The sequence below is a fragment of the Pseudomonas sp. S2_E02 genome, assembly GCF_054668355.1.
Genome location: NZ_CP162761.1, coordinates 118,023 through 143,533 on the forward strand (window position 1 = coordinate 118,023; position 25,511 = coordinate 143,533).

The following is a 25,511-nucleotide window of genomic DNA, read 5'->3' on the forward strand; positions in this document are numbered from 1 at the left end:
ACGCGGTGACAAAGCTGACACTGCTGTGCCTGCCCTATTCGGGCGCCAGCGCCATGGTCTATAGCCGCTGGCGGCGCCAACTGCCGTCGTGGCTGCACTTGCAACCGGTGGAGCTGCCCGGGCGCGGTGCCCGTTTCGACGAACCCCTGCAAATCGACATGCGTGCGCTGGCCCGGCAACTGGCCCGCGAGCACAAGGCTGGCTTGCAGACGCCTTACGCACTGTTCGGGCATAGCCTCGGCGCGCTGCTGGCGTGCGAGATGGCGCATGCCTTTCGCGAACTCGGAGTACCGGAACCGGTGGCGTTGTTCGCTTCCGGTACTGCTGCGCCAACGATGCGCAGTGACTACGATCGCGGCTTTGCCGAAGCGCGCAGCGATGAGGAATTGATCGATCAGCTGCGCACTTTTCAGGGCACCAGCGAAGAAGTGCTGGCTAACAAAGAACTGATGAGCCTGACCCTGCCGGTGCTGCGCGCCGACTTCATGATGTGCGGGCGCTTCACGCCGGCGCAGCGTTCCTTGCTCAATTGTCCGGTGCACGTGCTGGGCGGCAAGGAAGACCGCGCGACCACCGAGCAACTGATCGGCTGGAGCAAGGAAACCCTGGGCAGTTTCTCCGTGGACATGATGACCGGTGGGCATTTCTTCATTCATGAACACGAAGCCCGGGTCATTCGCACGATCAAGACCCATCTGGAAGTCCATCAGCGCCGTCATGCGCAGGCTACGGCACCGGCGTTTTAGCGCGCGGTTCACCTATCGAGTGATTACAGGAGGCCAGTCATGGCTGTTGCTGTGGGATTTTCCGTTCGGCCACTGCTGCCGCAACGGGGGCGCTTGCCGTTGTTGGTGGAAGCGACCGATGCGGACACTGACTTGTTGGCGGTGTTCGATGAATTGAAAGAACTGGTGGACGAGCATCTGCTGCGCGACGGCGGGGTGCTGTTTCGCGGCTTCCGTCTGAACGGTGCCGAACAGTTCCGGCAGTTTGCGGCCAGTTTTGGCCATCCGTTGTTGAACTATGAATTCGGTTCGACGCCGCGCACCAACGTGACGCAGGGCGTGTACACCTCCACCGAATACCCGGCGCACCAGAGCATTCCGCTGCACAACGAGCAGGCTTATTCCCGCGACTGGCCGATGAAGATCTGGTTCTACAGCATGATCGCCGCTAAGTCCGGCGGCGAGACGCCGATTGCCGACAGCCGTGAAGTTTATCGGCGCATTCCGTTGGCGATTCGCGAGCGCTTCGTCAGCAAAGGGCTGATGTATGTGCGCAACTTCGGCAACGGCTTGGATGTGGCTTGGGAAGACGTGTTCAACACCGACGATCGCGAGGTCGTCGAGGCCTACTGCAAGGCCCACGGCATTGTCTGCGAATGGAAGGACGACGGTGAGTTGCGTACTCGCCAGACTTGTCAGGCGGTGGCGGTGCATCCTGTGACCGGCGACAACGTCTGGTTCAATCAGGCGCACCTGTTCCACATTTCCAATCTGCAAGCGGAAGTGCGCGAAAGCCTGCTCGATATCGTCGACGAAGAGGACTTGCCGCGTAACGTCTATTACGGCGATGGCTCGGCGATTGAAGACGAGGTGCTGGCGCAGATTCGCGCGGTGCTCGATGAGTGCGCGATCAGTTTTCCCTGGCAGGAGGGCGATGTGCTGATGCTCGACAACATGCTCTCGGCGCACGCGCGTTCGCCATTCGAGGGGCCGCGCAAAGTGATTGTCGCCATGGCTGAAGGGCATTCACAGGGGCCGCTCTGAGCAATCCCCACGCCTGGTGGTAAAGCAGCCGAAGCCGGTCTCGTACCGGCTTCGGCGTTTGTGTGCCTAGCGTCGGGCCGCTGTTGCGCCAGCGCGCTAAATCATCACGTTTGTCATTCGTTCTTGTTGATACGACCGGGTCTCCTGGTCACGCCGCCGATCAGCAAGGACCCCATGCATGAATGCCGCAGACGCCCAGAAACTAGCCCGTCGCTTTATCGAACTGCCACAGGACAAACGCCGTTTGTTCCTCGCCGGCATGGCCCGTGAGGGCATCGATTTTGCGCAGCTTCCCATGACTGCCTGTGACGGAATCGCCGAGCGCGACGGGCTTTCGTACGCCCAGCAGCGGATGTGGTTTCTTTGGCAACTGGACCCGCACAGTGCCGCTTACAACTTGCCGATGGCGGTGCGCCTGACGGGCGATCTGCAAGCACAGGCGCTGGAGCAGGCGTTCAGTCTGCTGGCGGCGCGGCACGAGTGCTTGCGCACCACCTTCGGTCAGGAAGGTGAGCGCGCGTTTCAGCGCGTCGCCGAACCGCAGCCGTTGAAACTGCCGATCACCGATCTCAGTGCGCTGCCCGAGGCCCAGCGCTGGCCGCTGGCGCAACAGCACATGATGGCGGAGGCCGCTCAGGCCTTCGATCTCGAGAACGGTCCGCTGCTCAGCCTGCGCCTGTTGCGCCTGGCCGAGCAGGAGCATGTGTTGCTGCTGACCTTGCACCACATCATCGCCGATGGCTGGTCGATGAACATTCTCATCGATGAATTCATGCGCACTTACGATGCTCTGGTGGCGGGGCGCGAGCCGTCATTGCCGGCACTTACCGTGCACTACCGCGATTTCGCCCTGTGGCAACGCAGTTGGCTGGAGGCCGGTGAGCGCGAACGTCAGCTGGATTACTGGCGCACGCAATTGGGCGACGAGCATCCGCTGCTTGAGCTGCCGACCGATCGTGCCTATCCGGCGCAATCCAGTCATCAGGGCGCGCGTCTGGAAACGGTGATCGACGCAGCGCTGCGCCAAGCGCTGAAAAGCCTCGCGCAACGCCAAGGTGTGACGCTGTTCGTGGTGCTGTTGGCCGCGTTCAAAACGTTGCTGCATCGCTATAGCGGCCAGACCGATATTCGCGTCGGCGGGCTGATTGCCAACCGCACCCGCAGCGAAACCGAAGGGCTGATCGGCTTCTTCGTCAACACGCAGATTCTGCGCAGTGAAGTCACCGCACAAACCCGTTTTGCCGATCTGTTGCAGAGCCTGCGTCAGGCCGCGCTCGGTGCTCAGGTTCATCAGGATCTGCCGTTCGATGCCTTGATCGAAGCCTTACAACCGGCGCGCAGCCAAAGCCACAACCCGTTGTTCCAGGTGATGTTCAACCACCAGCCGCTGGTGACCGACTTGCACGATGTGCAACTGGAGTCCGGTTTGCAGGTGGGCTATTTGACTGAGGAGCAATTGGCCGGCAGCGGTCGCCAACATGCCGCCACCAGCGACCTGATGCTCGACACCCGCGAGGAGGGCGAGCAATTGTTCGCGGCCTTCACGTATGCCACCGATATTTTTGATGCCGCGACCATTGCCGCGATGGCCGGGCATTGGCGCAACATCCTCGCGTCCGTGTGCCGCGATCCGCAGCAAGTCGTCGGCGAAATCGAACTGCTGGCGGCGGCGGAACGTGCACAACTGATTCAGGCCACCGCAGCAGAACCTGTGTTCGCCAGCGTGCAGAGCCTGTTCGAAGCGCAAGTAGCGCGCACGCCACAGGCAGCGGCGGTGATTCTGACGACCGAGCCGTCGCCGGCACTCAGCTATGCCGAGTTGAACAGCCGCAGTAATCGTCTGGCCCATCAGTTGCGCGCTCGCGGTGTCGGCCCTGACGTGCTGGTCGGCGTGGCGCTGGGGCGCTCGCTGGAACTGGCGGTGGCATTGCTGGCGGTGCTCAAGGCCGGCGGCGCCTACGTGCCGCTGGATCCGCAAACCCCGGCCGAACGTTTGCGCCATGTGCTTGATGACAGTGGCTTGAAACTGTTGCTGACCGATCGCGAAAGCCTCGCCAGCCTGCCGGATCTGGATGGCGTCGATTGCCTGTGCCTGGAGCAACTGGCCGAGAGTGATCGGGCCGACAATCTGCCGGTGACGGTCGCCGCGCAAAACCTCGCCTATGTGATTTACACCTCCGGTTCCACCGGGCGCCCGAAAGGCGTCGCCGTCAGCCACGGCGCGCTGAGCGAGTTCATCGCCCGTGCCATTGATTACAGCGACCTGCGCGAAGGCGATCGCGTTCTGCAGTTCGCCACCAGCAGCTTCGACGGCTTTGTCGAGCAGTTTTTCCCGCCGCTGTGCCACGGCGCCGCAGTCGTCCTGCGCGATGCGCGGTTGTGGGACAGCGCGGCGTTGCATCAAGTGATTGTCGATCACGGCATCACCCTGGCCGACTTGCCGGCCGCTTATTGGTATTGGCTGGTGCAGGAATATGCCGCTAATCCACCGAGCGGCTTCGGTGCGCTGCGGCAGATTCACGTCGGTGGCGAAGCGATGGCGGTGGACGGTTTGCGCCTGTGGCAACAAGCCGGTTTGGGCCATGTGCGCTTGCTAAATACCTATGGGCCGACCGAAGCCACGGTGGTGTCGAGCATTCACGATTGCACGGCATTGACGGCGGACGCGGTGTCGTGGCGCGGCATCCCGATCGGCCACGGTCTCGACGCGCGGCGTTTATACGTGCTGGACGATGATTTGAACCTGCTGCCGCAAGGCGCGGTGGGTGAGTTGTACATCGGTGGTCCGGGCCTGGCGCGGGGTTATCACCGCCAGCCGATGCTCAGCGCCGAGCGTTTTATCGCCGACCCGTTTGCCGATGGCCAGCGCCTGTACCGCACCGGTGACCGCGCGCGCTTGCGACCTGACGGAGCCGTGGAGTACATCGGTCGGGTCGATCATCAAGTGAAGATTCGCGGTTTCCGCATCGAGCTGGGCGAAATCGAATCGCGCCTGCAGCAATGCCCTGGCGTTCGCGAAGCCGTGGTGCTGGCGGTGCCGCTCAGCGGCGGCCAGCAACTGGTGGCCTACGTAGTCGCCGATCACGCCACGCTCGAAAACGCCGCGACGCAAGCGGCGTTCCGTCAGCAAATTCGCGCTGCCCTGCAAGCCCATTTGCCGGACTACATGGTGCCGGGCCACTTGCTGTTGCTGGCGAACCTGCCGCTGACACCCAGCGGCAAGCTCGATCGCAAGGCGTTGCCGGCGCCGGATCCGAGTCAACTGCACGGCGACTATCGCCCGCCGCAAACAGTCACCGAACAACAACTGGCGCAGATCTGGACGGATGTCCTGCAAGTTTCGCGGGTCGGTCTGGACGATCACTTCTTTGAACTGGGCGGCCATTCGTTGCTGGCGGCGCAGGTGATCGCGCGCATCAAAACTCAATTGGGCGTGGTGCTGCCGCTGCGCAGCCTGTTCGAGAAACCGCTGCTGACCGAGCTGGCCGCCGTGCTGGCGCAACTGGCTGACGGCGCAACGAACGACGACTGGTCCGACATGGATCAGTTCATGAATGCTTTGGAAGGAGAAGAAGTATGAGCGGCACCATGGCGGAACGTATCGCGAAGAGGTTCGTCGGCTTGCCGCTGGAACAGCGTCGGCTGTTTCTGGCCAAGTTGCGCGAAGATGGCAAGGACTTCAGCCTGTTGCCGCTGCCGGTCAGTCGTCACGATGTCGCGCCGATTCCGTTGTCGTTCGCTCAGCAGCGCCTGCTGTTTCTCTGGCAACTCGAACCGCAACGCGCCGCCTACAACATGGCCGCCGGCCTGCGCCTGAGCGGGCGTCTGGACGAAGTGGCACTGCAGCGTTCGTTCGATCATCTGGTGGCGCGCCATGAGGTCCTGCGCACGGTGTTCCAGACTGACGGTGATCAGCCGCATCAGGTGATCCTTGCACAGCAACCGCTGGCCGTGGAGCGCATCGACTTGACGGGCTTGCCGGCAGCAGAACGCGAGCAAGCGTTGGCGCAACAGGTGCAGACCGTTACCGCACGACCATTCGATTTGCGCCACGGGCCGCTGCTGCGCGCCAGTCTGTTTGCCATGGCCGACGAGGAATTCGTGCTGGTGGTGAGCATGCACCACATCGTCTCTGACGGCTGGTCGATGGACGTGATGGTCAAGGAATTCGTCCAGAGCTATCAGGCCTTCAGCCTCGAACGCGAACCGCAATTGCCGGCGCTGGCGCTGCAATACGCTGACTACGCGATCTGGCAACGCCGCTGGCTGGAAGCCGGCGAGGGCGAGCGTCAACTCGATTACTGGCGCCAGCAACTGGGTGAAGAGCATCCGCTGCTGGAAGTGGCGCCGGACTTCGCCCGGCCACTGACGCAAAGCTTCGAAGGCCAGACCCTGAGTTTTGATTTCGGTGCGCCGCTGTCCCTGCAGCTCAATGCCTTTGCCCGCAGCCAGGGCATCAGTCTGTTCATGCTGGTGCTGGCCGGGTTCTCGTTGTTTCTGTCGCGGCAGGCCGGGCAGCGCGACATTCGCGTCGGCGTGCCAAATGCTAACCGTGGTCGTGCTGAAGTCGAAGGGCTGATCGGCTTTTTCGTCAACACCCAAGTGCTGCGTTGCGAGGTGGATGAGCGCGGCAGTTTCGAGGATTTGCTGGCGCGGGTGCGTGAAGCTTCGTTCGGCGCGCAGGCGCATCAGGAGTTGCCGTTCGAGCAACTGGTGGACGAGTTGGTGGCTGAACGCACCCTCGGCCACAACCCGCTGTTCCAGGCCAAGTTCAACCAGAACGTCGGCATGCAGAAACAGCGCGCGATGGCTTTGCCAGGGCTGACTGTTGCCGAATATCCGCTGGACAAGGACGGCACTCACTTCGATCTGGCGCTGGACATCACCGATGACGGCACGCTGATTCACGGCCAGATGACTTATGCCAGCGATCTCTATCGCCCGCAGACCGTCGAAGCTTTCGTGCCGGCCTTGCTCGGTCTGTTCAGCGAATTGCTGAAAGCGCCGCAGGCACCGTTGCACCGTGTTGCGTTGATCTCGCCAGCGCCGCTCCCGGCACACGCCGAACCGGCGTTGTTGGTGTTGCAGCACTGGGATCGTGAAGTCGCGCGCCAGCCCGAAGCACTGGCCGCGCGCGACCTGAATCAGGCCTTGAGTTTTCAGGCGCTGGATCAGGCGGCCAATCGACTGGCCCATCATTTGCGCGCCCAAGGCGTGCGCGACGGCCAACCAGTGGCGGTGCTGATGGAGCGTTCGCTGGACTGGTTGACCTGTGTGCTGGCGATCTTCAAGGCGGGCGCGGTGTACATGCCGCTGGACGTCAAGGCGCCGGACGCACGTTTGCAGCAGATGCTCGGCGCTGCGAAAGCACGGCTGCTGTTGTGCGCCGAAGGCGATGCGCGTGTCTGCGCGCTGGCGGTCGATGGCTGTCAGGGCATCGCCTTTGCAGCGTTGCAGTGGCAGTCAATGCCGGACACTTGCCCAGCCGTGACGCTGTGCGCGCAATCACCGGCGTACGTGATTCACACCTCCGGTTCCACCGGGCAACCGAAAGGCGTACTGGTCAGCCACGGTGCGCTGGGCAGTTATGTGCGCGGTGTGCTGGAGCGGATGGCGCCGACGGCGGACAGCAGCATGGCGCTGGTTTCGACCATTGCTGCGGATCTGGGCTTTACCGTGCTCTTCGGTGCGTTGTGTTCCGGGCGCCTGTTGCATGTCTTGCCGGAAGAATTGGGCTTCGATCCGGACCGCTTTGCCGAGTACATGGCCGCGCATCAAGTGGGCATGCTGAAAATCGTTCCCGGCCATCTGGCCGCGTTGTTGCAGGCCGCGCGGGCTGCCGACGTGCTGCCGGAACACGCGTTGATTGTCGGCGGTGAAGCGTGCTCGCCGGTGCTGGTCGAGCGCGTGCGCCAGCTCAAACCGGGCTGCCGCCTCATCAACCACTACGGGCCGAGTGAAACCACGGTGGGCGTGCTGGCCCATGAAGTCGGTGATCTGAGCCTGACGCGCAGCGTACCGGTCGGTAGCGCACTGGCCGGCGCTCACGTTTACGTGCTCGACGATGTGCTGAACAACGTCGCCGATCAGGTGGCTGGCGAGTTGTACATCGGTGGTGACAGCGTGGCGCTGGGCTACCTGAATCAGCCGGGGCTGACGGCCGAGCGCTTCCTGCCCGATCCGTTTGGCGCGCCGGGTGCGCGGGTGTATCGCAGTGGTGACCGGGTACGCCGCAATCGTCAGCAAACGGTGGAGTTCATCGGCCGTGCCGACGATCAGGTCAAGGTGCGCGGTTATCGCGTGGAGCCGGCGGAAGTCGCGCGGGTGTTGCTGGGCCTCGACGGCATCAGTGAAGCGGCGGTGCTGGCGCTGTCACTGGATGACGACCCGACGCGTCTGCAACTGGTCGCGTGGTGTGTGCCGGCGGCGGGGCGGACCATGCAGGCGCAGGCGCTGCGCGAGCAATTGCAGGCGTGCCTGCCGGATTACATGGTGCCGGCGCAGATTGTGCTGCTGGAAACATTGCCGCTGACCGCCAACGGCAAGCTCGACAAACGTGCCTTGCCGGTGCCGGGCGTGGTGACTCAGCACTTCGTCGCGCCAGTGGGTGAAGTCGAAGAAAAACTCGCGGCGATCTGGGCCGATGTGCTCAAGCTTGAACGCGTGGGCAGCAGCGACAACTTCTTCGAACTGGGCGGTGACTCGATCCTCAGCCTGCAGATCATTGCCCGGGCCAAACGCCAGGGCATCAAGCTGAGCCCCAAGCAACTGTTCGAAAAACAGACCATCGGCCAACTGGCTGCGGTGGCCAAGTTGATCGAAGCCAAAGCCGTCGCGGCGGCACCGGTCGCTCGCGGACCGTTGCCGCTGTTGCCGATTCAGGCACGTTTCTTCGCAACCGCGATTGCCCAGCGTCAGCACTGGAACCAGTCGGTGATGTTGCAGCCGACCACGCCGCTCGACGCCGCGCATCTGCGCACAGCGCTGGCGGCGCTGATCGAACAGCACGATGCATTGACGCTGTGCTTCCAGGCGTCCGCCGACGTGTTGCAGGCAATGCCGCAGACTCAGCGTGATCCGCAGCTGTTGTGGGTGCGTGAGCTGGACAGCCTGGATGCTTTGCCGGCATTGGCCGATGTGGCCCAGCGCAGTCTGAATCTGCAACAAGGGCACTTGGTGCGGGCGGTGTTGGTGAACCTGCCGAATGCTGAGCAACGCCTGTTGCTGGTTATCCATCACCTGGTGGTCGACGGTGTGTCGTGGCGCATTCTGCTGGAAGATCTGCAGCACGCTTACACTGCGCTGGCGGCGGGCACGCCGCTGGTCTTGCCGGGCAAAAGCAGCTCGCTGCACAGCTGGGCGGAGCATTTGCACCGTTACGGGCAAAGCGCAGCGCTGGCCGCTGAGAGCGCCTACTGGCGGCAAACCCTGGCGGCGGGCGACGCGCAACTGCCACGGGATTTCCCGCAGGACACCCAGACCCGCGCACAAGCGGCCCGGGTCAGCACGCGCTTGAGACAGACGCTGACGCACAAACTGCTAAAAGTGGCGCCAGCGGCGTATCGCACGCAGATCAACGACCTGTTGCTGACGGCGCTGGCGCGGGTGTTGTGTGACTGGAGCGAACAGCCTTCGGTACTGATTCAGCTCGAAGGTCATGGTCGTGAAGACTTGTTCGACGACATCGACCTGAGCCGCACCGTGGGCTGGTTCAGCAGCCTGTTCCCGGTGCGCCTGACCCCTGAATCGACGCCGGGTGAGTCGCTGTGCGCGATCAAGGAACAACTGCGGGCGGTGCCGGGCAAAGGCATCGGATTTGGTGTGCTGCGTTATCTGAGCCAATCCGCCGAGTTGCAGGGATTGCCGCAGCCGCGCGTGACCTTCAACTACCTCGGCCAGTTCGACGGCGCGTTCAACGCCGACGCGGGTGCGCTGTTCGTGCCAAGCGGCGAAAGCACCGGCGCCAATCAGGACGCGGCAGCGCCGCTGGGTAACTGGCTGAGCGTTGACGGTCAGGTCTACGGCGGTGAGCTGGAATTGACCTGGACCTTCGGCAGCGGCATGTATCGCGCAGAAACCGTCGCGGCGCTGGCCGAAGCCTATCGTCGCGAGCTGGAGCGTTTGATCGAACATTGCTGCGACAGTGGCGAGGTGGCTGTGACGCCGTCGGACTTCAGTCTGGCAACGCTGACCCAGGCACAACTGTCGGCGCTGCCGATCCCGGCCCGCGACATCGTCGACCTCTATCCGCTGTCGCCGATGCAGCAGGGCATTCTGTTCCACAGCGTCAACGATCCGGACAGCCCGGCGTACACCAATCAATTGCGTGTGGATGTGCAACAACTCGACGTCGAGCGTTTCCGTCAGGCCTGGCAGCAAACCGTTGATGCCCACGAGATCCTGCGCACGGCATTTGTCTGGCCACAAGACGCTGCCGCCGCAGTACAAGTGGTGCGTCAGAGTGCGCAGATGCCATGGCGCGTGCAGGACTGGCGCGGTCGTGCTGACCTCGGCACGGCGCTGGAGCAACTGGCCGGCGAGGACTTGGCCAACGGTTTCGACCTGACCGGCGCGCCGCTGTTGCGGGTGACGCTGGTGCGCACCGACGAGGCCACGCATCACCTGATTTACACCTGCCATCACATCCTCATGGACGGCTGGAGCACCTCGCAGTTGTTCGGCGAAGTGCTGCAGCGGTATGCCGGCATGACCCCGGTGGCCGGGCAGGGGCGTTATCGCGATTACATCGAATGGCTGGGTCAGCGCGATCAGCAGGCCAGCCGTGATTTCTGGACGACGGCCCTCGCTGATCTTGATGAGCCGACGCGTCTGGCCAGTGCCGTGTCGGGCGGGCAGCACGCGGCCAGCGGTTACGCCGATCACGAGCATGTATTCAGCGAGACCTTGACCGCTGAGTTGAACCGCTTCGCCCGCGAGCAGAAAGTCACCCTCAACACCTTGGTGCAAGCGGCGTGGCTGGTGCTGTTGCAGCGTTACACCGGGCAGGACCATGTGGCGTTCGGCGCCACGGTTGCCGGGCGTCCGACGGATTTGCCGGGTGTCGAGCAGCAGATCGGTCTGTTCATCAACACCTTGCCGGTGGTCGCGGCGCCGTCCGCCGAGATCGCCGTCAGCCAGTGGCTGCAACAGGTGCAGGACGTCAATCTGGCCCTGCGTGAACACGAGCACACGCCGCTCTACGACATTCAGCGTTGGGCCGGTGCCGGTAACGGCGCGTTGTTCGACAGCATTCTGGTGTTCGAAAACTACCCGATGGCCGAAGCGCTGCAACAGGGCCCGGCCACCGGTCTGACGTTCTCGGCGATTCGTCGTCAGGAACAGACCAACTACCCGTTGACGCTGGTGGCGGTCACCGGGCGTGAACTGAGCCTGGGGATCAGTTACGACCGGGCCAGTTTCGATGCGGCCGCAATCAGCAGTTTGAGCGCGCAACTGGAGAGCCTGCTGACGCAGTTCCTCGCCGATGCTTCTCTGCCGCTGGGTGCGTTGCAATTGCTTGCAGAACCGCAGCGTCAACAAGCCATCGCTTGGGGCAAGGCTGACCTCACGGCAACGGACGCGCGTACGGTGCTGGAACACCTCGCCGCGCAAGTGCAGCGCCAACCGCAAGCGCATGCGGTGCTGTTCGCCGAACAACAGATCGATTACCAAAGCCTCGATGCTCGGGCCAATCGTCTGGCGCACAAGCTGCAGGCACTGGGCGTAGGGCCGGAAGTGCGCGTCGGCGTGTGCATGCGACGCACGCCAGATATGCTCGTGGCGTTGTTGGCCATTCTCAAGGCCGGTGGCGCGTATGTGCCGCTGGATCCGGACTACCCGCAGGAACGCTTGCTGCACATGCTCGATGACAGCCGCGCCGCCGTGCTGATCACCGAACCGGCCGCACTGGCGCTGTTGCCTGAAACCTTGAGCGCGCAGGTGCTGTTGGTGGACGAGGGTGCGTTGAGTTCGTTCCCGGCAACTGCGCCGCTGGTGAATGTCACTGCGCAGAATCTGGCGTACGTCATCTACACCTCGGGCTCGACCGGCAAACCGAAAGGCGTGGCGATCACCCACGCTAACCTGTCGGCGCTGATTCAGTGGTCGGCCGGGGTCTATCGCGAAGAACAGTTGCGTGGCGTGCTGGCGTCGACGTCGATCTGCTTCGACCTGTCGGTCTGGGAGATCTTCGTCACCCTGGCTTGCGGGGGTTGCCTAGTGTTGGCGGACAATGCGCTGGCGCTGGCCGATTTGCCGGCCCGCGAACAGGTCACCCTGATCAACACGGTGCCGTCGGCGATTGCCGCGCTGCAACGGGCCGGGCAGATTCCGCTTTCGGTGGCGACCATCAACCTGGCCGGCGAACCGCTCAAGCAAAGCCTGGTCGACACGTTGTACGCGAGCACGTCGGTGCAACAGGTCTACGACCTCTACGGGCCGTCGGAAGACACCACCTATTCGACCTTCACCCTGCGCACCCCGCAGGGGCAGGCGAACATCGGCCGGCCATTGCCGAACACCGTGGCCTATCTGCTCGACAGCCAGTTGCAAGTACTGCCGAGCGGCGTGCCTGCCGAGTTGTACCTGGGCGGTGCCGGTGTCACCCGGGGTTATCTGCTGCGCGCGGCACTGACCGCCGAGCGCTTTGTGCCGAACCCGTACGCCAGCAACGGCGAGCGCCTGTACCGCACTGGCGATCTGGTGCGTCAGGGCGGCGACGACAACATCGAGTACATCGGCCGGGCCGACCATCAGGTGAAAATTCGCGGCTTCCGTATCGAGCTCAGCGAAATCGAAGCGCGACTGCTGGAGCAGGATGAGATCCGTGAAGCCGTGGTGCTCGCGCAGGACGGTGCCGCCGGCAAACACCTGCACGCCTATGTGGTGGCGGCGCAGGCTGTGGTCGATCAACCGGTGTTGGCGGAACGCTTGCGCAATGCCCTGGCCAGTCGCTTGCCGGCGCACATGGTGCCGGGCCACTTGCACCTGATCGACGCCATCCCGCTGACCCCCAACGGCAAGCTCGATCGCAAGGCGCTGATGGCCTTGGGCGACGGCCCGACGCAGCAGCACTATCAGGCGCCGCAAAGCGATTTGCAGTGGGCTGTGGCGACGATCTGGCAGGAGGTGCTGGAGGTCGAGCAGGTGGGCCTCGCGGACAACTTCTTCCAGCTCGGCGGGCATTCGTTGCTGGCCACGCTGGTGGTGACCCGGATCAAGGAACGTCTGGGCGACAAGGTGCCGCTTAAAGAGTTGTTCGAAACCGATACCCTCAAGGCGTTCTGCGCGCGAATCGAGGCTCTGCGCGTCGAAATGTCGCCCGTTCAGGATGAATTGGCTAAATCCCTGGAGGCCCTCAAACGTCTATCCCTCGATGATCTGGAAAAACTGATTTCTTGAGAGGGAAAAACGCGTGCAAGAGTTAATCGAGTCGGTAGGACAACTTTCGGCTAAGCAAAGAAAGGCTCTGGCGGTTCTGCTCAAGCAGAAAGGCGTCAACCTCTTTGACATTGCCCCGGTTTTCAAGCGCACGGCTGAAGAGCCGTTGCTGCTGTCCTACGCTCAGCAGCGCCAGTGGTTTCTCTGGCAGTGGGCGCCGCACAGTGCGGCCTACAACATTCCGACGGCCCTGCGTTTGCAGGGTCCGCTGGATGTCAGCGCGCTGGAGCGCAGCGTTCAGGCGCTGATCGAACGACACGAAACCTTGCGCACGGTGTTCTCCCAGGAAACCGCGCAACCTTTGCAAGTGGTCCTGCCCGCAGGGCCCTTTGCACTTGAGATCCATCAACTGAGCGCTGAGCTGGCCAACGACGCGGATGCCTCGATCCAGGCGTTCGTACAGACCCAGAGCCAGAAAACTTTTGACCTGCAGCACGGCCCGCTCTTGCGCGCAGCGCTGCTGCAAGTCAGCCCCAATGACCATGTGCTGGTGCTGACCCTGCACCACATCGTCTCCGATGGCTGGTCGCTGCAAGTGATGATCGAGGAACTGGTGCAGCTCTACGCCGGTTTCAACCTCGATCACGACGCCGGTCTGCCGGCCTTACCGATTCAATACGCCGACTACGCCTTGTGGCAGCGGCAGTGGATGGAGGCCGGTGAGCAGGAGCGGCAACTGGCCTACTGGCAAGAGAAACTCGGTGGCGAACAACCGGTGCTGGAACTGCCGATGGATCGCCCGCGCACCATCGAGCAAAGCTTCGCTGGCGCCAGCCATAACCTGATTCTCGACCCGGCGCTGAGCAACGCGCTCAAAGCCTTCGCCCGGCAAGAAAACGTCACCCTGTTCGTGGTCTTGCTGGCCTCGTTTCAGGCCTTGTTGCATCGCTACAGCGGTCAGGCCGACATCCGCGTCGGCGTGCCAAATGCCAACCGTGGCCGGGTAGAGATCGAGCGGCTGATCGGCTTCTTCGTCAACACTCAGGTGCTCAAGGCCGACATCGATGGGCAGATGTCCTTTGTCGATCTGCTGCGCCAAGTCAAACAGACCGCACAAGAAGCGCAGGCCCATCAGGACTTGCCGTTCGAGCAACTGGTCGAAGCACTGGAGCCGGGCCGCAGCCTCAGTCACAGCCCGCTGTTCCAGGTGATGTTCAACCATCAGGCCGAGCGCCGTGCGAGTGTCGAAACCCGTTTGAATGGCCTGAGCATCGAACCGCTGGAATGGCAGAGCCAGACCGCGCAGTTCGACCTGACCCTCAACACCACCGAACAGGCGCATGGCATCGAAGCCGTGCTGAAGTACGCCACCGATCTGTTCGACGCCGCGACCATTGAGCGTCTGGCACAACACTGGAATGCGCTGTTGCAGGCCATCGTCGCCGCGCCGACCCAGCGCATTGGCCAGTTGCCGATGCTCGATGCCGGCCAGCAGCAACAATTGCTGGCGCAGTGGAATCCCGAGCGGATCAAGCAACCGCTCGAGCAGTGCATTCACCAAGCCATTGAAGCGCAGGCCGAGCGTTATCCCGACGCGATCGCCGTGACGTACGACGGGCAACGCCTGACGTACGCCGAATTCAATCGCCGCGCCAATCAGTGGGCGCATGTGTTGATCGCCCGTGGCGTCGGCCCGGACGTGCGCGTTGGCGTGGCGGTCGAGCGTTCGCTGGACATGATTGTCGCCATCCTTGCCGTGCTCAAGGCCGGTGGCGCTTATGTGCCGCTGGATCCGGGCTACCCGGATGATCGCTTGAGCTACATGATCGAAGACAGCGGCATCGAGCTGCTGCTGACCCAAGGCCATCTGCTTGCGCAACTGCCGGTACCGTCGGGGCTGGCGTGCCTCGATCTGGATCAGGCGCCAGAGCCCGGTAACGAAACCAACCCGCTGTGCCTGACCACGCCGGACAGCCTGGCGTACGTCATCTACACCTCCGGTTCCACCGGTAAACCGAAAGGCGCATTGCTGCCGCACGGCAACGTCATGCGGTTGTTCAGCGCCACCGAACACTGGTTCGATTTCGGCCCGCAGGACAGCTGGACGCTGTTCCATTCCTACGCTTTCGACTTCTCGGTCTGGGAGATTTTCGGCGCGCTGTTGTATGGCGGCAAACTGGTGGTGGTGCCCCATGACATCAGCCGTTCTCCGGAAGATTTCTACACGCTGCTGTGCGATGAAAACGTCACCGTGCTGAACCAGACGCCGTCGGCGTTCAAGCCATTGATGCAGGTCGCCAGCGAGTCGACGCGCAATAACTCTCTACGCTACGTGGTGTTCGGCGGCGAGGCGCTGGAAGTGCAGAGCCTGCGCCCGTGGTTCGAACGCTTCGGCGACCGTGCGCCGACGCTGATCAACATGTACGGCATCACTGAAACCACGGTGCACGTGACCTACCGGCCGTTGTCGATGGCCGATCTTGAACAAAGCCACAGCAGCCCGATTGGCGAGCCGATTGTCGACCTGTCGTGGTACTTGCTCGATGGCTCGCTGAACCTGGTGCCACAAGGTTGCATCGGTGAGTTGTACATCGCCGGTGCCGGTCTGGCGCGGGGTTATCTGAATCAGGCCGGCATGACCGCAACACGTTTTGTGCCAGACCCATTCAATCCGCAGGCCGGCGAGCGTCTGTATCGCACCGGCGACCTGGCGCGGCTGCGCGGCGACGGGGTGATTGAGTACATCGGCCGTATCGACCATCAGGTGAAGATTCGCGGCTTCCGTATCGAGTTGGGTGAAATCGAAGCGCAACTGCTCAAGCATGCCGATGTGCGCGAAGCCGTGGTGCTGGCGGTCGACGGTATCAGCGGCCAGCAACTGGCGACGTGGATTGTCGCGAACGAAGAACTGGACGGCGCAGGGCAGGGCGCACTGCGCGATTCGATCAAGGCGCATTTGCGCGAAACCCTGCCGGATTACATGGTTCCGGTCAGTTGGGCGTTCCTTGAGCGTCTGCCGCTGACCGCCAACGGCAAACTCGATCGCAAGCAACTGCCGCACCCGGAAGTTGCGCAGGTGCAGGAAGTCTATGCGGCGCCGCGCAACCAACTGGAGCAGCGTCTGGCCGAGATCTGGCAGGACGTGTTGAAGGTCGAGCGTGTCGGCCTAAACGACAACTTCTTCGAGCTGGGCGGCGACTCGATCATTTCGATTCAAGTGGTCAGCCGCGCGCGTCAGGCCGGCATTCGCTTCAGCCCCAAAGACATCTTTCAGCACCAGACCGTGCAGCGTCTGGCGACCGTCGCGCAACAGAGTGACGCGGTGCAGATGCAGCAGGGCGAAGTACTCGGCGACGCGCTGCTGACACCGATCCAGCACTACTTTTTCAACAGCGACATTCCGGCGCGGCATCACTGGAACCAGTCGATCCTGCTGACCCCGGCCAACGCACTGCGCGCGGCGCCGCTGGAGCAGGCGCTGCTGCAGTTGCAGCGCCACCACGACGCCTTGCGCCTGCGTTACCGGCAAACCAACGATGGCTGGCAGCAGAGCCACGCGCCGGCGGATCAGGCGCAAACCTTGTTGCGCACGGTCACCCTGGACGACAGCGCAGCATTGCCAGCGCTGTGCCTGGACTTGCAACGCAGCCTCGATCTGCTCGATGGCCCGCTGATTCGTGCAGTGTTGGTCGATTTGCCGGACGCCAGTCAGCGTCTGCTGCTGGTGATTCACCACCTGGTGGTCGATGGCGTGTCGTGGCGCATTCTGCTGGAAGATTTGCAAAGCGCTTATCAACAATTGAGTAGCGGTCAGGCTGTGCGTCTGCCGGCCAAGACCAGCGCGTTCAAGGATTGGGGCGAGCGTCTGCAGGCGCATGCCCGTAGCGCTGAACTGGAAAGTGAACTGGATTACTGGCGCGGGCAACTGCGCGAGGTGTCCGTCGAGCTGCCGCTGGACAACCCGCAGGGCCAGTTGAGCAACCGTTTCGAGCGCAGCGTCGATACGCGTCTCGACGCCGAACGTACCCGTCAGTTGCTGCAACAGGCACCGGCGGTTTATCGCACCCAGGTCAACGACCTGCTGCTGACCGCGCTGGCCCGCGTGCTGTGCCAATGGACGAACACCGACAGCGCCCTGGTGCAGCTTGAAGGTCACGGTCGCGAAGACCTGTTCGATGACGTCGACCTCAGCCGCACGGTGGGTTGGTTCACCAGCATGTTCCCGGTGCGCCTGACCCCGGACGCGAGTCTGGAAACCTCGATCAAAGGCATCAAGGAGCAACTGCGCGCGATCCCGAACAAAGGCATTGGTTATGGCTTGCTGCGTCATCTGGGCAGCGCCGAGTCGCAAGGGGTCTTGAACGAACTGGCGCAACCGAAGGTGACGTTCAACTACCTCGGCCAGTTCGACAACAACTTCGATGAACACGCCCTGTGGGTGCCGGCCACTGAAGACAAGGGCGCCGGTCAGGACGAAAACGCGCCGATGGCCAACTGGCTGACCATCGATGGCCGGGTTTATCAGGGGCAGTTGAGCCTGACCTGGACCTACAGCGGTGATGTCTTCGAAGAGAGCACCATCAACGCGTTGGCCCGCGCCTACGAAGTGGCGCTGGGCGAGTTGATCGACCATTGCCTGAGCCATCCGAGCGGCGGTTTGACACCATCCGACGTGCCGTTGGCCGGGTTGTCCCAGGCGCATCTGGACAGCTTGCCGATCGCCGCCCAGCGCATCGAGGACATCTATCCACTGGCGCCGATGCAGCAAGGCATCCTGTTTCACAGCCTGTACGACGCCGATGCCAGCGCCTATGTCTATCAGATGCTGCTGGATATCGACGGCCTCGACGTGGCGCGTTTCCAGCAGGCCTGGCAGCGCGTGGTGGATCGCCATGAAGTGCTGCGTGCCGGTTTTATCTGGGGCCGCGATGGCCTCGATGCACCGCTGCAAGTGATCAATCGCCAGTTGACCCTGGAAATGCCCGAAGTCGATGTGCGCGGTATGGTGGATCTGCCGGCCGTGCTCGAAGCGCGGGCGCAGGCTGATCGCGAACGCGGTTTTGATCTGCAGAATCCGCCGCTGCTGCGTCTGTGCCTGCTGCGCACCGGCGATGACCGCCATCGTTTGATTTTTACCTGCCACCACATCCTCATGGATGGCTGGAGCAACTCGCGGATGTTCGGCGAGGTGTTGCAGGATTACGCCGGTCAGCCGGTACCAAGCGCGCAGGGCCGTTATCGCGACTTCCTCGTCTGGCTGCAAGGTCAGGACAAGGCGGGCGCAGAGGCATTCTGGCGCGGACAACTGGCCGCACTGGACGAACCGACCCGACTGGCTTCGGCGTGTCATGGGCGTACCGTGCCGGGGCCGGGCAAACAGATGCATCGCCTGCATTTCGACCAAGCCTTCACTCAGCGCCTGAACGGTTTCTCCCGTCAGCAGCAAGTGACCCTCAATAGTTTGGTGCAAGCCGCGTGGTTGCTGCTGTTGCAGCGCTACACCGGCCAGGCCACGGTGGCCTTTGGTGCGACCGTGTCCGGACGTCCGGTGGATCTGCCGGGCATCGAGCAGCAATTGGGCCTGTTCATCAACACCTTGCCGGTGATCGCCAGCCCGCAGGCCACGCTCAGCGTCGGCGACTGGGTGCGCAGCGTGCAGGACAAAAACCTGTTGCTGCGTGACTACGAGCAGACGCCGTTGCAGGACATCCAGCGTCTGGCCCAGCTGAGCGGCGAAGCGCTGTTCGACACCTTGCTGGTGTTTGAGAACTATCCGGTGTCCGAAGCGCTGGAGGCCAACCCGGGCGGTCTGCGTTTCGCTGGCCTGGAGCACCGCGAGCAAACCAACTACGGTCTGACCCTGATCGCCGGGGCCAGCGATGTCTTGAACCTGGATTTCAACTACCTCACCGAACACTTTGCCGAACGCAGCGTGCTAGGTCTGGCGGGGCATCTGGAAGAAGTGCTGCGTCAGTTCATTGAGGCGCCGCAGCGTCTGCTCGGTGAGATCGGCCTGTTGCCACTCGCCGAACGCCAGACCCTGGCGCAATGGAACGACCATCAGGCCGCGTATCCGGCTGAGCGGTTGATCCCGCAAAGTTTTGAACGTCGCGTCGCGGCGCATCCGCAGGCACTGGCCCTGAGTCATGCGGGCGTCGCCCTGAGCTATGCCGAGCTCAATCAACGCGCCAACCAGTTGGCTCATCATCTTGTCGCACTGGGTGTCGGCGCGGAAATCCGTGTAGGCGTGGCGATGCCGCGTTCGGCGGAGCTGGTCATTGCCCTGATGGCGGTGCTCAAGGCCGGTGGCACCTATGTGCCGCTGGACCCGGATTACCCGGCGGATCGCGTGGCCTACATGCTCGACGACAGTCAGGCGAAAGTATTGCTGACGCAGCAGTCGCTGCTGGCGCAACTGCCGCAGACCGATGCGCAGGTGGTGCTGGTCGAGGCGGGTGGTGCAGCATTTGCCGAGCAGCCTGCGGACAATCTTCCTGCGCGGGGTGATTCAGCCAATCTGGCCTACGTGATCTACACCTCCGGCTCTACCGGCAAGCCGAAAGGCGTGGCCATTGCCCATCGCAACGTGCAGGCGCTGATTCACTGGTCCGCCGAGGTCTACAGCGAAGACGATCTGCAAGGGGTGCTGGCGTCGACGTCGGTGTGCTTCGACCTGTCGGTGTGGGAGATCTTCGTCACCCTCGCACGCGGCGGCTCGATCGTTATGGCGCGCAATGCCCTGGAACTGCCGGACTTGCCGGAGCGCGATCAGGTGCGCCTGATCAACACCGTGCCGTCGGCGATTGCCGCGCTGCAACGCACCGGGCAAATTCCGCCGGGCGTGCGCATCATCAACCTCGCCGGTGAGCCGCTGAAGCAGAGCCTGGTCGACACGCTCTACCGCGAAACGGCGGTGGCGCATGTCTACGACCTGTACGGGCCGTCGGAAGACACCACCTATTCGACCTGCACCCGCCGCGAACTGGGTGGTCAGGCGAACATCGGCCGGCCGCTGGTCAACACCACGGCGTATATGCTCGACGGTCAATTACAGCAAGCGCCGCTGGGCGTGGCGGCTGAGCTGTATTTGGCCGGCGACGGCATCACCCGTGGCTACCTGTTCCGCCCGGGCCTGACCGCCGAACGTTTCCTGCCCAATCCATTCTCAAGCAGCGGCGAACGCATGTACCGTACCGGCGACCTGACCCGCTTCAGCGATGACGGCCGGATCGAATACGTCGGCCGCATCGATCATCAGGTCAAGGTGCGCGGTTTCCGCATCGAACTGGGTGAAATCGAAGCGCGTCTGCTCGCTCAGGACAGCGTGCGCGAAGGCGTGGTGCTGGCGGTGGATGGCCACAGCGGTCAGCAACTGGTGGCGTATGTGGTGCCGAGTGACAGCAGCCTCAGCCTCGAACAATTGGACGATTTGAGTGAAACGCTGCAGGCCGCGCTGAAGGCGCATCTGCCGGAGTACATGGTGCCGGCGCAGTGGCTGTTCCTCGAACAGTTGCCGCTGACACCGAACGGCAAACTTGACCGCAAAGCCTTGCCGGCAGCGGACCTCAGCCAGTCGCAGCGCGAATACGTGGCGCCATCAACGCCGTTGGAGCAGCAACTGGCCGAGGTCTGGCAGGACATTCTGAAGATCGAACGGGTCGGCGTGACCGACAACTACTTTGCGCTGGGCGGCGATTCGATCATCTCGATCCAACTGGTCAGCCGTGCGCGCCAGCAGGGGATTCGCTTCACCCCCAAAGACCTGTTCCAGCAGCAGACCGTGCAGAAACTCGCCGCTGTGGTTGCGCTCGAGTCGTCGACCGACGAGGCGCCGTTGGATTATCCGCTGGCGCAACTCGATCAGGCGCAGCTCGATGCGTTGCCGGTGCCGGCCGACCAGATCGAGGATGTCTACCCGCTGTCGCCGATGCAGGAAGGCATGCTCTTCCACACGCTGTCGGATAACGGCAGCAGCCTTTACGTGCAACAGGTCAGCCTGCCGATCAAGGGCCTGGACGTGGAGCGCTTCCGCCAGGCGTGGGAATTCGTCATCGCCCGTCAGGCGATTCTGCGCACCAGTTTCCATTGGCAGGACGGCCTGGCGAAACCGTTGCAGGTGGTGCATCGCCATGCGCCGTTGCAAATGCAGGTGCTCGATTGGCGTGAGCGCGAAACCAGTGAAGAACTGATTGCCGAGTTCGCCAGCGCTGACCGTGCGCTCGGTTTCAATCTGGCCGATGCGCGTTTGTTGCGGGTGACCCTGCTGCGCCTGAGCGACGATCAGTACCAGATGATCTGGACCAGCCACCACATCCTCATGGACGGCTGGAGCAGTTCGCGGCTGTTCGGCGAGGTGCTGCAGTATTACGCCAAGGGCGAAATCATCGGCGAGAACGGTCGTTACCGCGACTTTATTGCCTGGTTGCAGGCGCAGGATCAGGACGCCCAGGAGCTGTTCTGGAAGGCGCGACTGGCGGCGGTCAACGAGCCGACGGCACTGAGCCAGGCGATGCACCCGCGCCACAGCGCCGATGTCGCCGGTCACGATGCGATCTATTCGAACTGGGATAAAGCGCAGACCGCGCGGCTGTTGCAGTTCTGCCGCGACCTACGCATCACCTCCAACACCTTGATTCAGGGTGCATGGTTGCTGCTGTTGCAACGTTACACCGGGCAGCAGACGGTGACCTTTGGCGCCACGGTGTCGGGGCGTCCGGAAAGCCTGGCGAATGTCGGCAACATGCTCGGTCTGTTTATCAACACCTTGCCGATCATTCAGACGCCGCAAGCCGATCAGCGTCTGGCTGACTGGCTGGGCGAAGTGCAGGCCTACAACCTCGACATCCGTGATTATTCCCAGGCGCCGCTGGCGGATGTACAGCGCTGGTCCAGCCTCGGTGGGCAGGCGTTGTTCGACAGCATCGTGGTGTTCGAAAACTTCCCGATCGACGATCGCTTGCAGGAAGACAACGACACCGATCTGACCTTCGGCAAATCCATCGGCCATGGCGTGACCAACGTGCCGATGGACCTCGCGGTGATGCTCGGCGACGAGTTGTCGATCGAATACCTGTACCTGCGCAGCCACTTCAGCGCCGAGGCGGTTGTCGGTATTCGCCAGACCATGGAAAACACCCTCGCCGCGATGCTGGCGGCGCCATACGAGCGCCTCGGTAATTTGCAGCGCCTGAGCGGCGAGCAATGGCAAGCGGCGCAAGCCTGGAGTGCCGAGCCGACGCACACCCATCAAGCCGCGCTGTTGCCGGAACTGATCAGCCGTCACGCGCAACAGCAGCCGCAGGCCATCGCCCTGCAATGCGCCGGAATGAACCTGACCTACGCCGAACTCGAGCAACGCGCCAACCGACTGGCACACTGCCTGATCGAACACGGCGCCGGGCCGGAAGTGGTGATCGGCGTAGCCTTGCCGCGTTCGCTGGAAATGGTCGTGAGCTTCCTCGCCGTGCTCAAGAGCGGGGCGGCGTACGTGCCGCTGGACATCGATTATCCGCCGGAGCGTCTGGCCTACATGATCGAAGATTCCGGCATGGCGCTGTTGCTGACCCAGAGCAGTCTGCGCAGCACGTTGCCGGCGCGGCAAGGCCTGCTGCGTCTGGAAATCGATCACCTCGATGAAAGCCGTTATGCCGACCACGCCCCCGACTGTCGCGTGCAGGAACAGGGCTTGGCCTATCTGGTTTACACCTCGGGTTCCACCGGGCGACCGAAAGGCGTCGCGGTGACCCAAGGCCCGCTGAGCATGCACTGTCAGGCCATCGCCGAGCTGTACGAAATGGACGCCAGCAGTTGCGAGCTGCACTTCATGTCGTTCGCCTTCGACGGGGCCCATGAGCGCTGGTTGAGCACCTTGTACAGCGGCGGTCGTCTGGTGATTCGCGACGGTTGCCTGTGGACGCCGGAGCAGACCTATCAGGCGCTGCACGACTACGGCATCACCATTGCCTGCTTCCCGCCGGCCTATCTCAAGCAACTGGCCGAGTACGCGGCGGCCAGCGGCATTGCGCCGCCACCCGTGCGCATCTATTGCTTCGGCGGTGACGCGGTGCCGGATCAGACCTTCGAGCAGGTCAAGGCTGCGCTGCGTCCGCAGTACTTCACCAACGGCTACGGCCCGACCGAAACCGTGGTCACGCCGATGCTCTGGAAAGTCCCGGCCAGCCAGCATTGCGAAGCGGCGTACGCGCCGATCGGCCGTGCCGTGGGCGCGCGCTCGCTGTACGTGCTGGACGAAGACCTGAACCCGCTGCCGCCAGGCTTTGCCGGTGAGCTGTACATCGGCGGCTATGGCGTCGCCCGGGGTTATCACGGCCGTCCGGACCTGACCTGCGAGCGCTTCGTGCCCAACCCGTTCGCGGCGGGCGAGCGCCTGTATCGCAGCGGCGATCTGGTGCGTTTACGCGCCGACGGTGTGGTCGATTACGTCGGCCGTATCGACCATCAGGTCAAGGTGCGCGGCTTCCGCATCGAACTGGGTGAAGTCGAGGCCAGTCTGCGCCAGTTGCCGTCGGTCACCGATGCACTGGTGATCGCCCGCGACAATGCCTCGGGCAAGCAACTGATCGGTTATGTGGTCACCGCAAGCGGCGAGGACATCGGCGATGAACTCAAGGCGGGCCTGCGCACCGCGTTGCCGGAATACATGGTGCCGGCGCAGATCGTCTGCCTGAACGCTTTCCCGGTAACGCCTAACGGCAAGCTCGATCGCAAGGCGCTGCCGGAACCGGAATTCAAAACCGAAGAATACGTCGCCCCGCGCAACGAGCAGGAAAGCCTGCTCGCGGACATCTGGGCGCAGGTGCTGCAGGTCGAACAAGTGGGCATCAGCGACAACTTCTTCGAACTGGGCGGCGATTCGATTCTGAGTTTGCAAGTGATCTCCCGCGTCAGAAACCACCCGACGTTGCAGATGGATCTCAAGCTGCGCGACCTGATGCGTTATCAGACCATCGCCGGCATCGTCGAGCAGGAAGCGGCGAAGGAAGGCACGGCACAACCGCAGACGGACATCACGCACGTGGCCACCGAGGGCTTGTTCAATCTCTTGCCGATTCAGGAGTGGTTCTTTGCTGAAGGCATGGCCGAGGCGCATCACTACAACCAGTCATTGCTGTTGAGCGCGCGCCAGCCGCTGGACCTCGATGCGCTCGAGCAGGCACTGGGCTGGATCGAGCAACATCACGACTCGTTGCGCCTGCGTTTCTCCCACGAAGGCGGGCGCTGGATGCAGCGTTACTGCGACCTCAGTGAACAGGGCGAGACGTTGCTCTGGCGCCGCGAGGCGGACAACAGCGAGCAGGTCGAAGCCTTGGCCAACCTTGCCCAGCGCAGCTTGAAACTCGATGACGGGCCGGTCTGGCGAGTGATGCACGTCGCCTTGCCGGATGGCCAGGCGCGCCTGCTGGTGGTGATTCACCACTTGGTGGTCGACACCGTGTCGTGGCGAATTCTGCTCGATGATTTGAAAGTGGCGTACGAGGCGTGCGTGCAGGGGCTCGAGCCGAAACTGCCGATTCGCACCAGCAGTTATCGATCATTCGCCGAGGCCTTGCAGGCGCAGGCGCCGGTGATTGCCGAGCAGGAACTGGGGTACTGGTTGGAGCAACTGGATCAGCCGGGCGTCGACCTGCCTTGCGACAACCTGCGCGGCAAAAACCTCGTGCGTCAGCAGGCGCAGGCGCGGCTCAAACTGTCCCGCGAGCATACTGAACAACTGCTCAAACAGGCCCCGGCGGTGTATGGCACGCAGATCAACGACCTGCTGTTGTCGGCGCTCAGCCGTGCCCTGTGCCGCTGGAGTCAACAACCGTCGGCGTTGATCCTGCTCGAAGGCCATGGTCGTGAAGACCTGTTCGAGGCCATCGACCTGAGCCGCAGCCTGGGCTGGTTTACCAGCATGTTCCCGGTGCGTTTGCGCCCGGACAGCGACGACATCGGCCAGTCGATCATCAATGTGCAGGCACAGTTGGCAGCGGTGCCGCAGAAAGGCATCGGCTATGGCGTGTTGCGGCATCTGGCAGGCGCTGAGGTGTCGAGGCAACTGGCCGAGCTGCCGCAAGCGCGGGTCACGTTCAACTACCTGGGGCAATTCGACCAGAGCTTCGACGAGCAGGCCTTGCTGGTGCCGGCGCTGGAAGAAACCGGTGACAACTACAGCCTCAAAGCCAATTTGGGCAACTGGCTGGAAATTGTCGGCCAGGTCTATGACGGTCAGTTGGCCTTGCGTTGCATCTACAGCAGCCAGCGTTATCGCGCCGGCACCATGGATGCCTTGATGAGCGATTACCAGCGTGAGCTGGAAGCGTTGGTCGAGCATTGCATGGCACGCGCGGGCTGATAGCCACG

The 25,511-nt window shown here is 62.9% G+C and carries 5 protein-coding genes; all 5 read left to right on the forward strand.

The features are described 5' to 3' along the window. The first annotated feature begins 5 nt into the window (after window positions 1-5). The 5 genes from AB4O01_RS00485 (at window position 6) to AB4O01_RS00505 (ending at window position 25,503) form a co-directional block, all read left to right on the forward strand. Complete coding sequence (locus tag AB4O01_RS00485) at window positions 6-746, forward strand: thioesterase II family protein (RefSeq protein ID WP_093431927.1); 741 nt, start codon at window positions 6-8, stop codon at window positions 744-746. A gap of 39 nt (window positions 747-785) precedes the next feature. Next, window positions 786-1,769, forward strand: a complete 984-nt coding sequence (locus AB4O01_RS00490) for a TauD/TfdA family dioxygenase (RefSeq protein ID WP_099758494.1) — start codon at window positions 786-788, stop codon at window positions 1,767-1,769. A 178-nt stretch (window positions 1,770-1,947) separates the two neighbouring features. Further along, window positions 1,948-5,349: an amino acid adenylation domain-containing protein gene (locus AB4O01_RS00495; protein ID WP_460090305.1), complete on the forward strand. Its 3,402-nt coding sequence runs from the start codon at window positions 1,948-1,950 to the stop codon at window positions 5,347-5,349. Next, window positions 5,346-13,169 carry an amino acid adenylation domain-containing protein gene (locus AB4O01_RS00500; RefSeq protein ID WP_460090306.1) on the forward strand — a complete coding sequence of 2,608 codons (7,824 nt, stop codon included), beginning with the start codon at window positions 5,346-5,348 and terminating at the stop codon, window positions 13,167-13,169. Before AB4O01_RS00495 ends, AB4O01_RS00500 begins: the two co-directional genes overlap by 4 nt. 13 nt (window positions 13,170-13,182) lie before the next feature. After that, window positions 13,183-25,503: a non-ribosomal peptide synthase/polyketide synthase gene (locus tag AB4O01_RS00505; RefSeq protein WP_460090307.1), complete on the forward strand. Its 12,321-nt coding sequence runs from the start codon at window positions 13,183-13,185 to the stop codon at window positions 25,501-25,503. The last annotated feature ends 8 nt before the right edge of the window (window positions 25,504-25,511 follow it).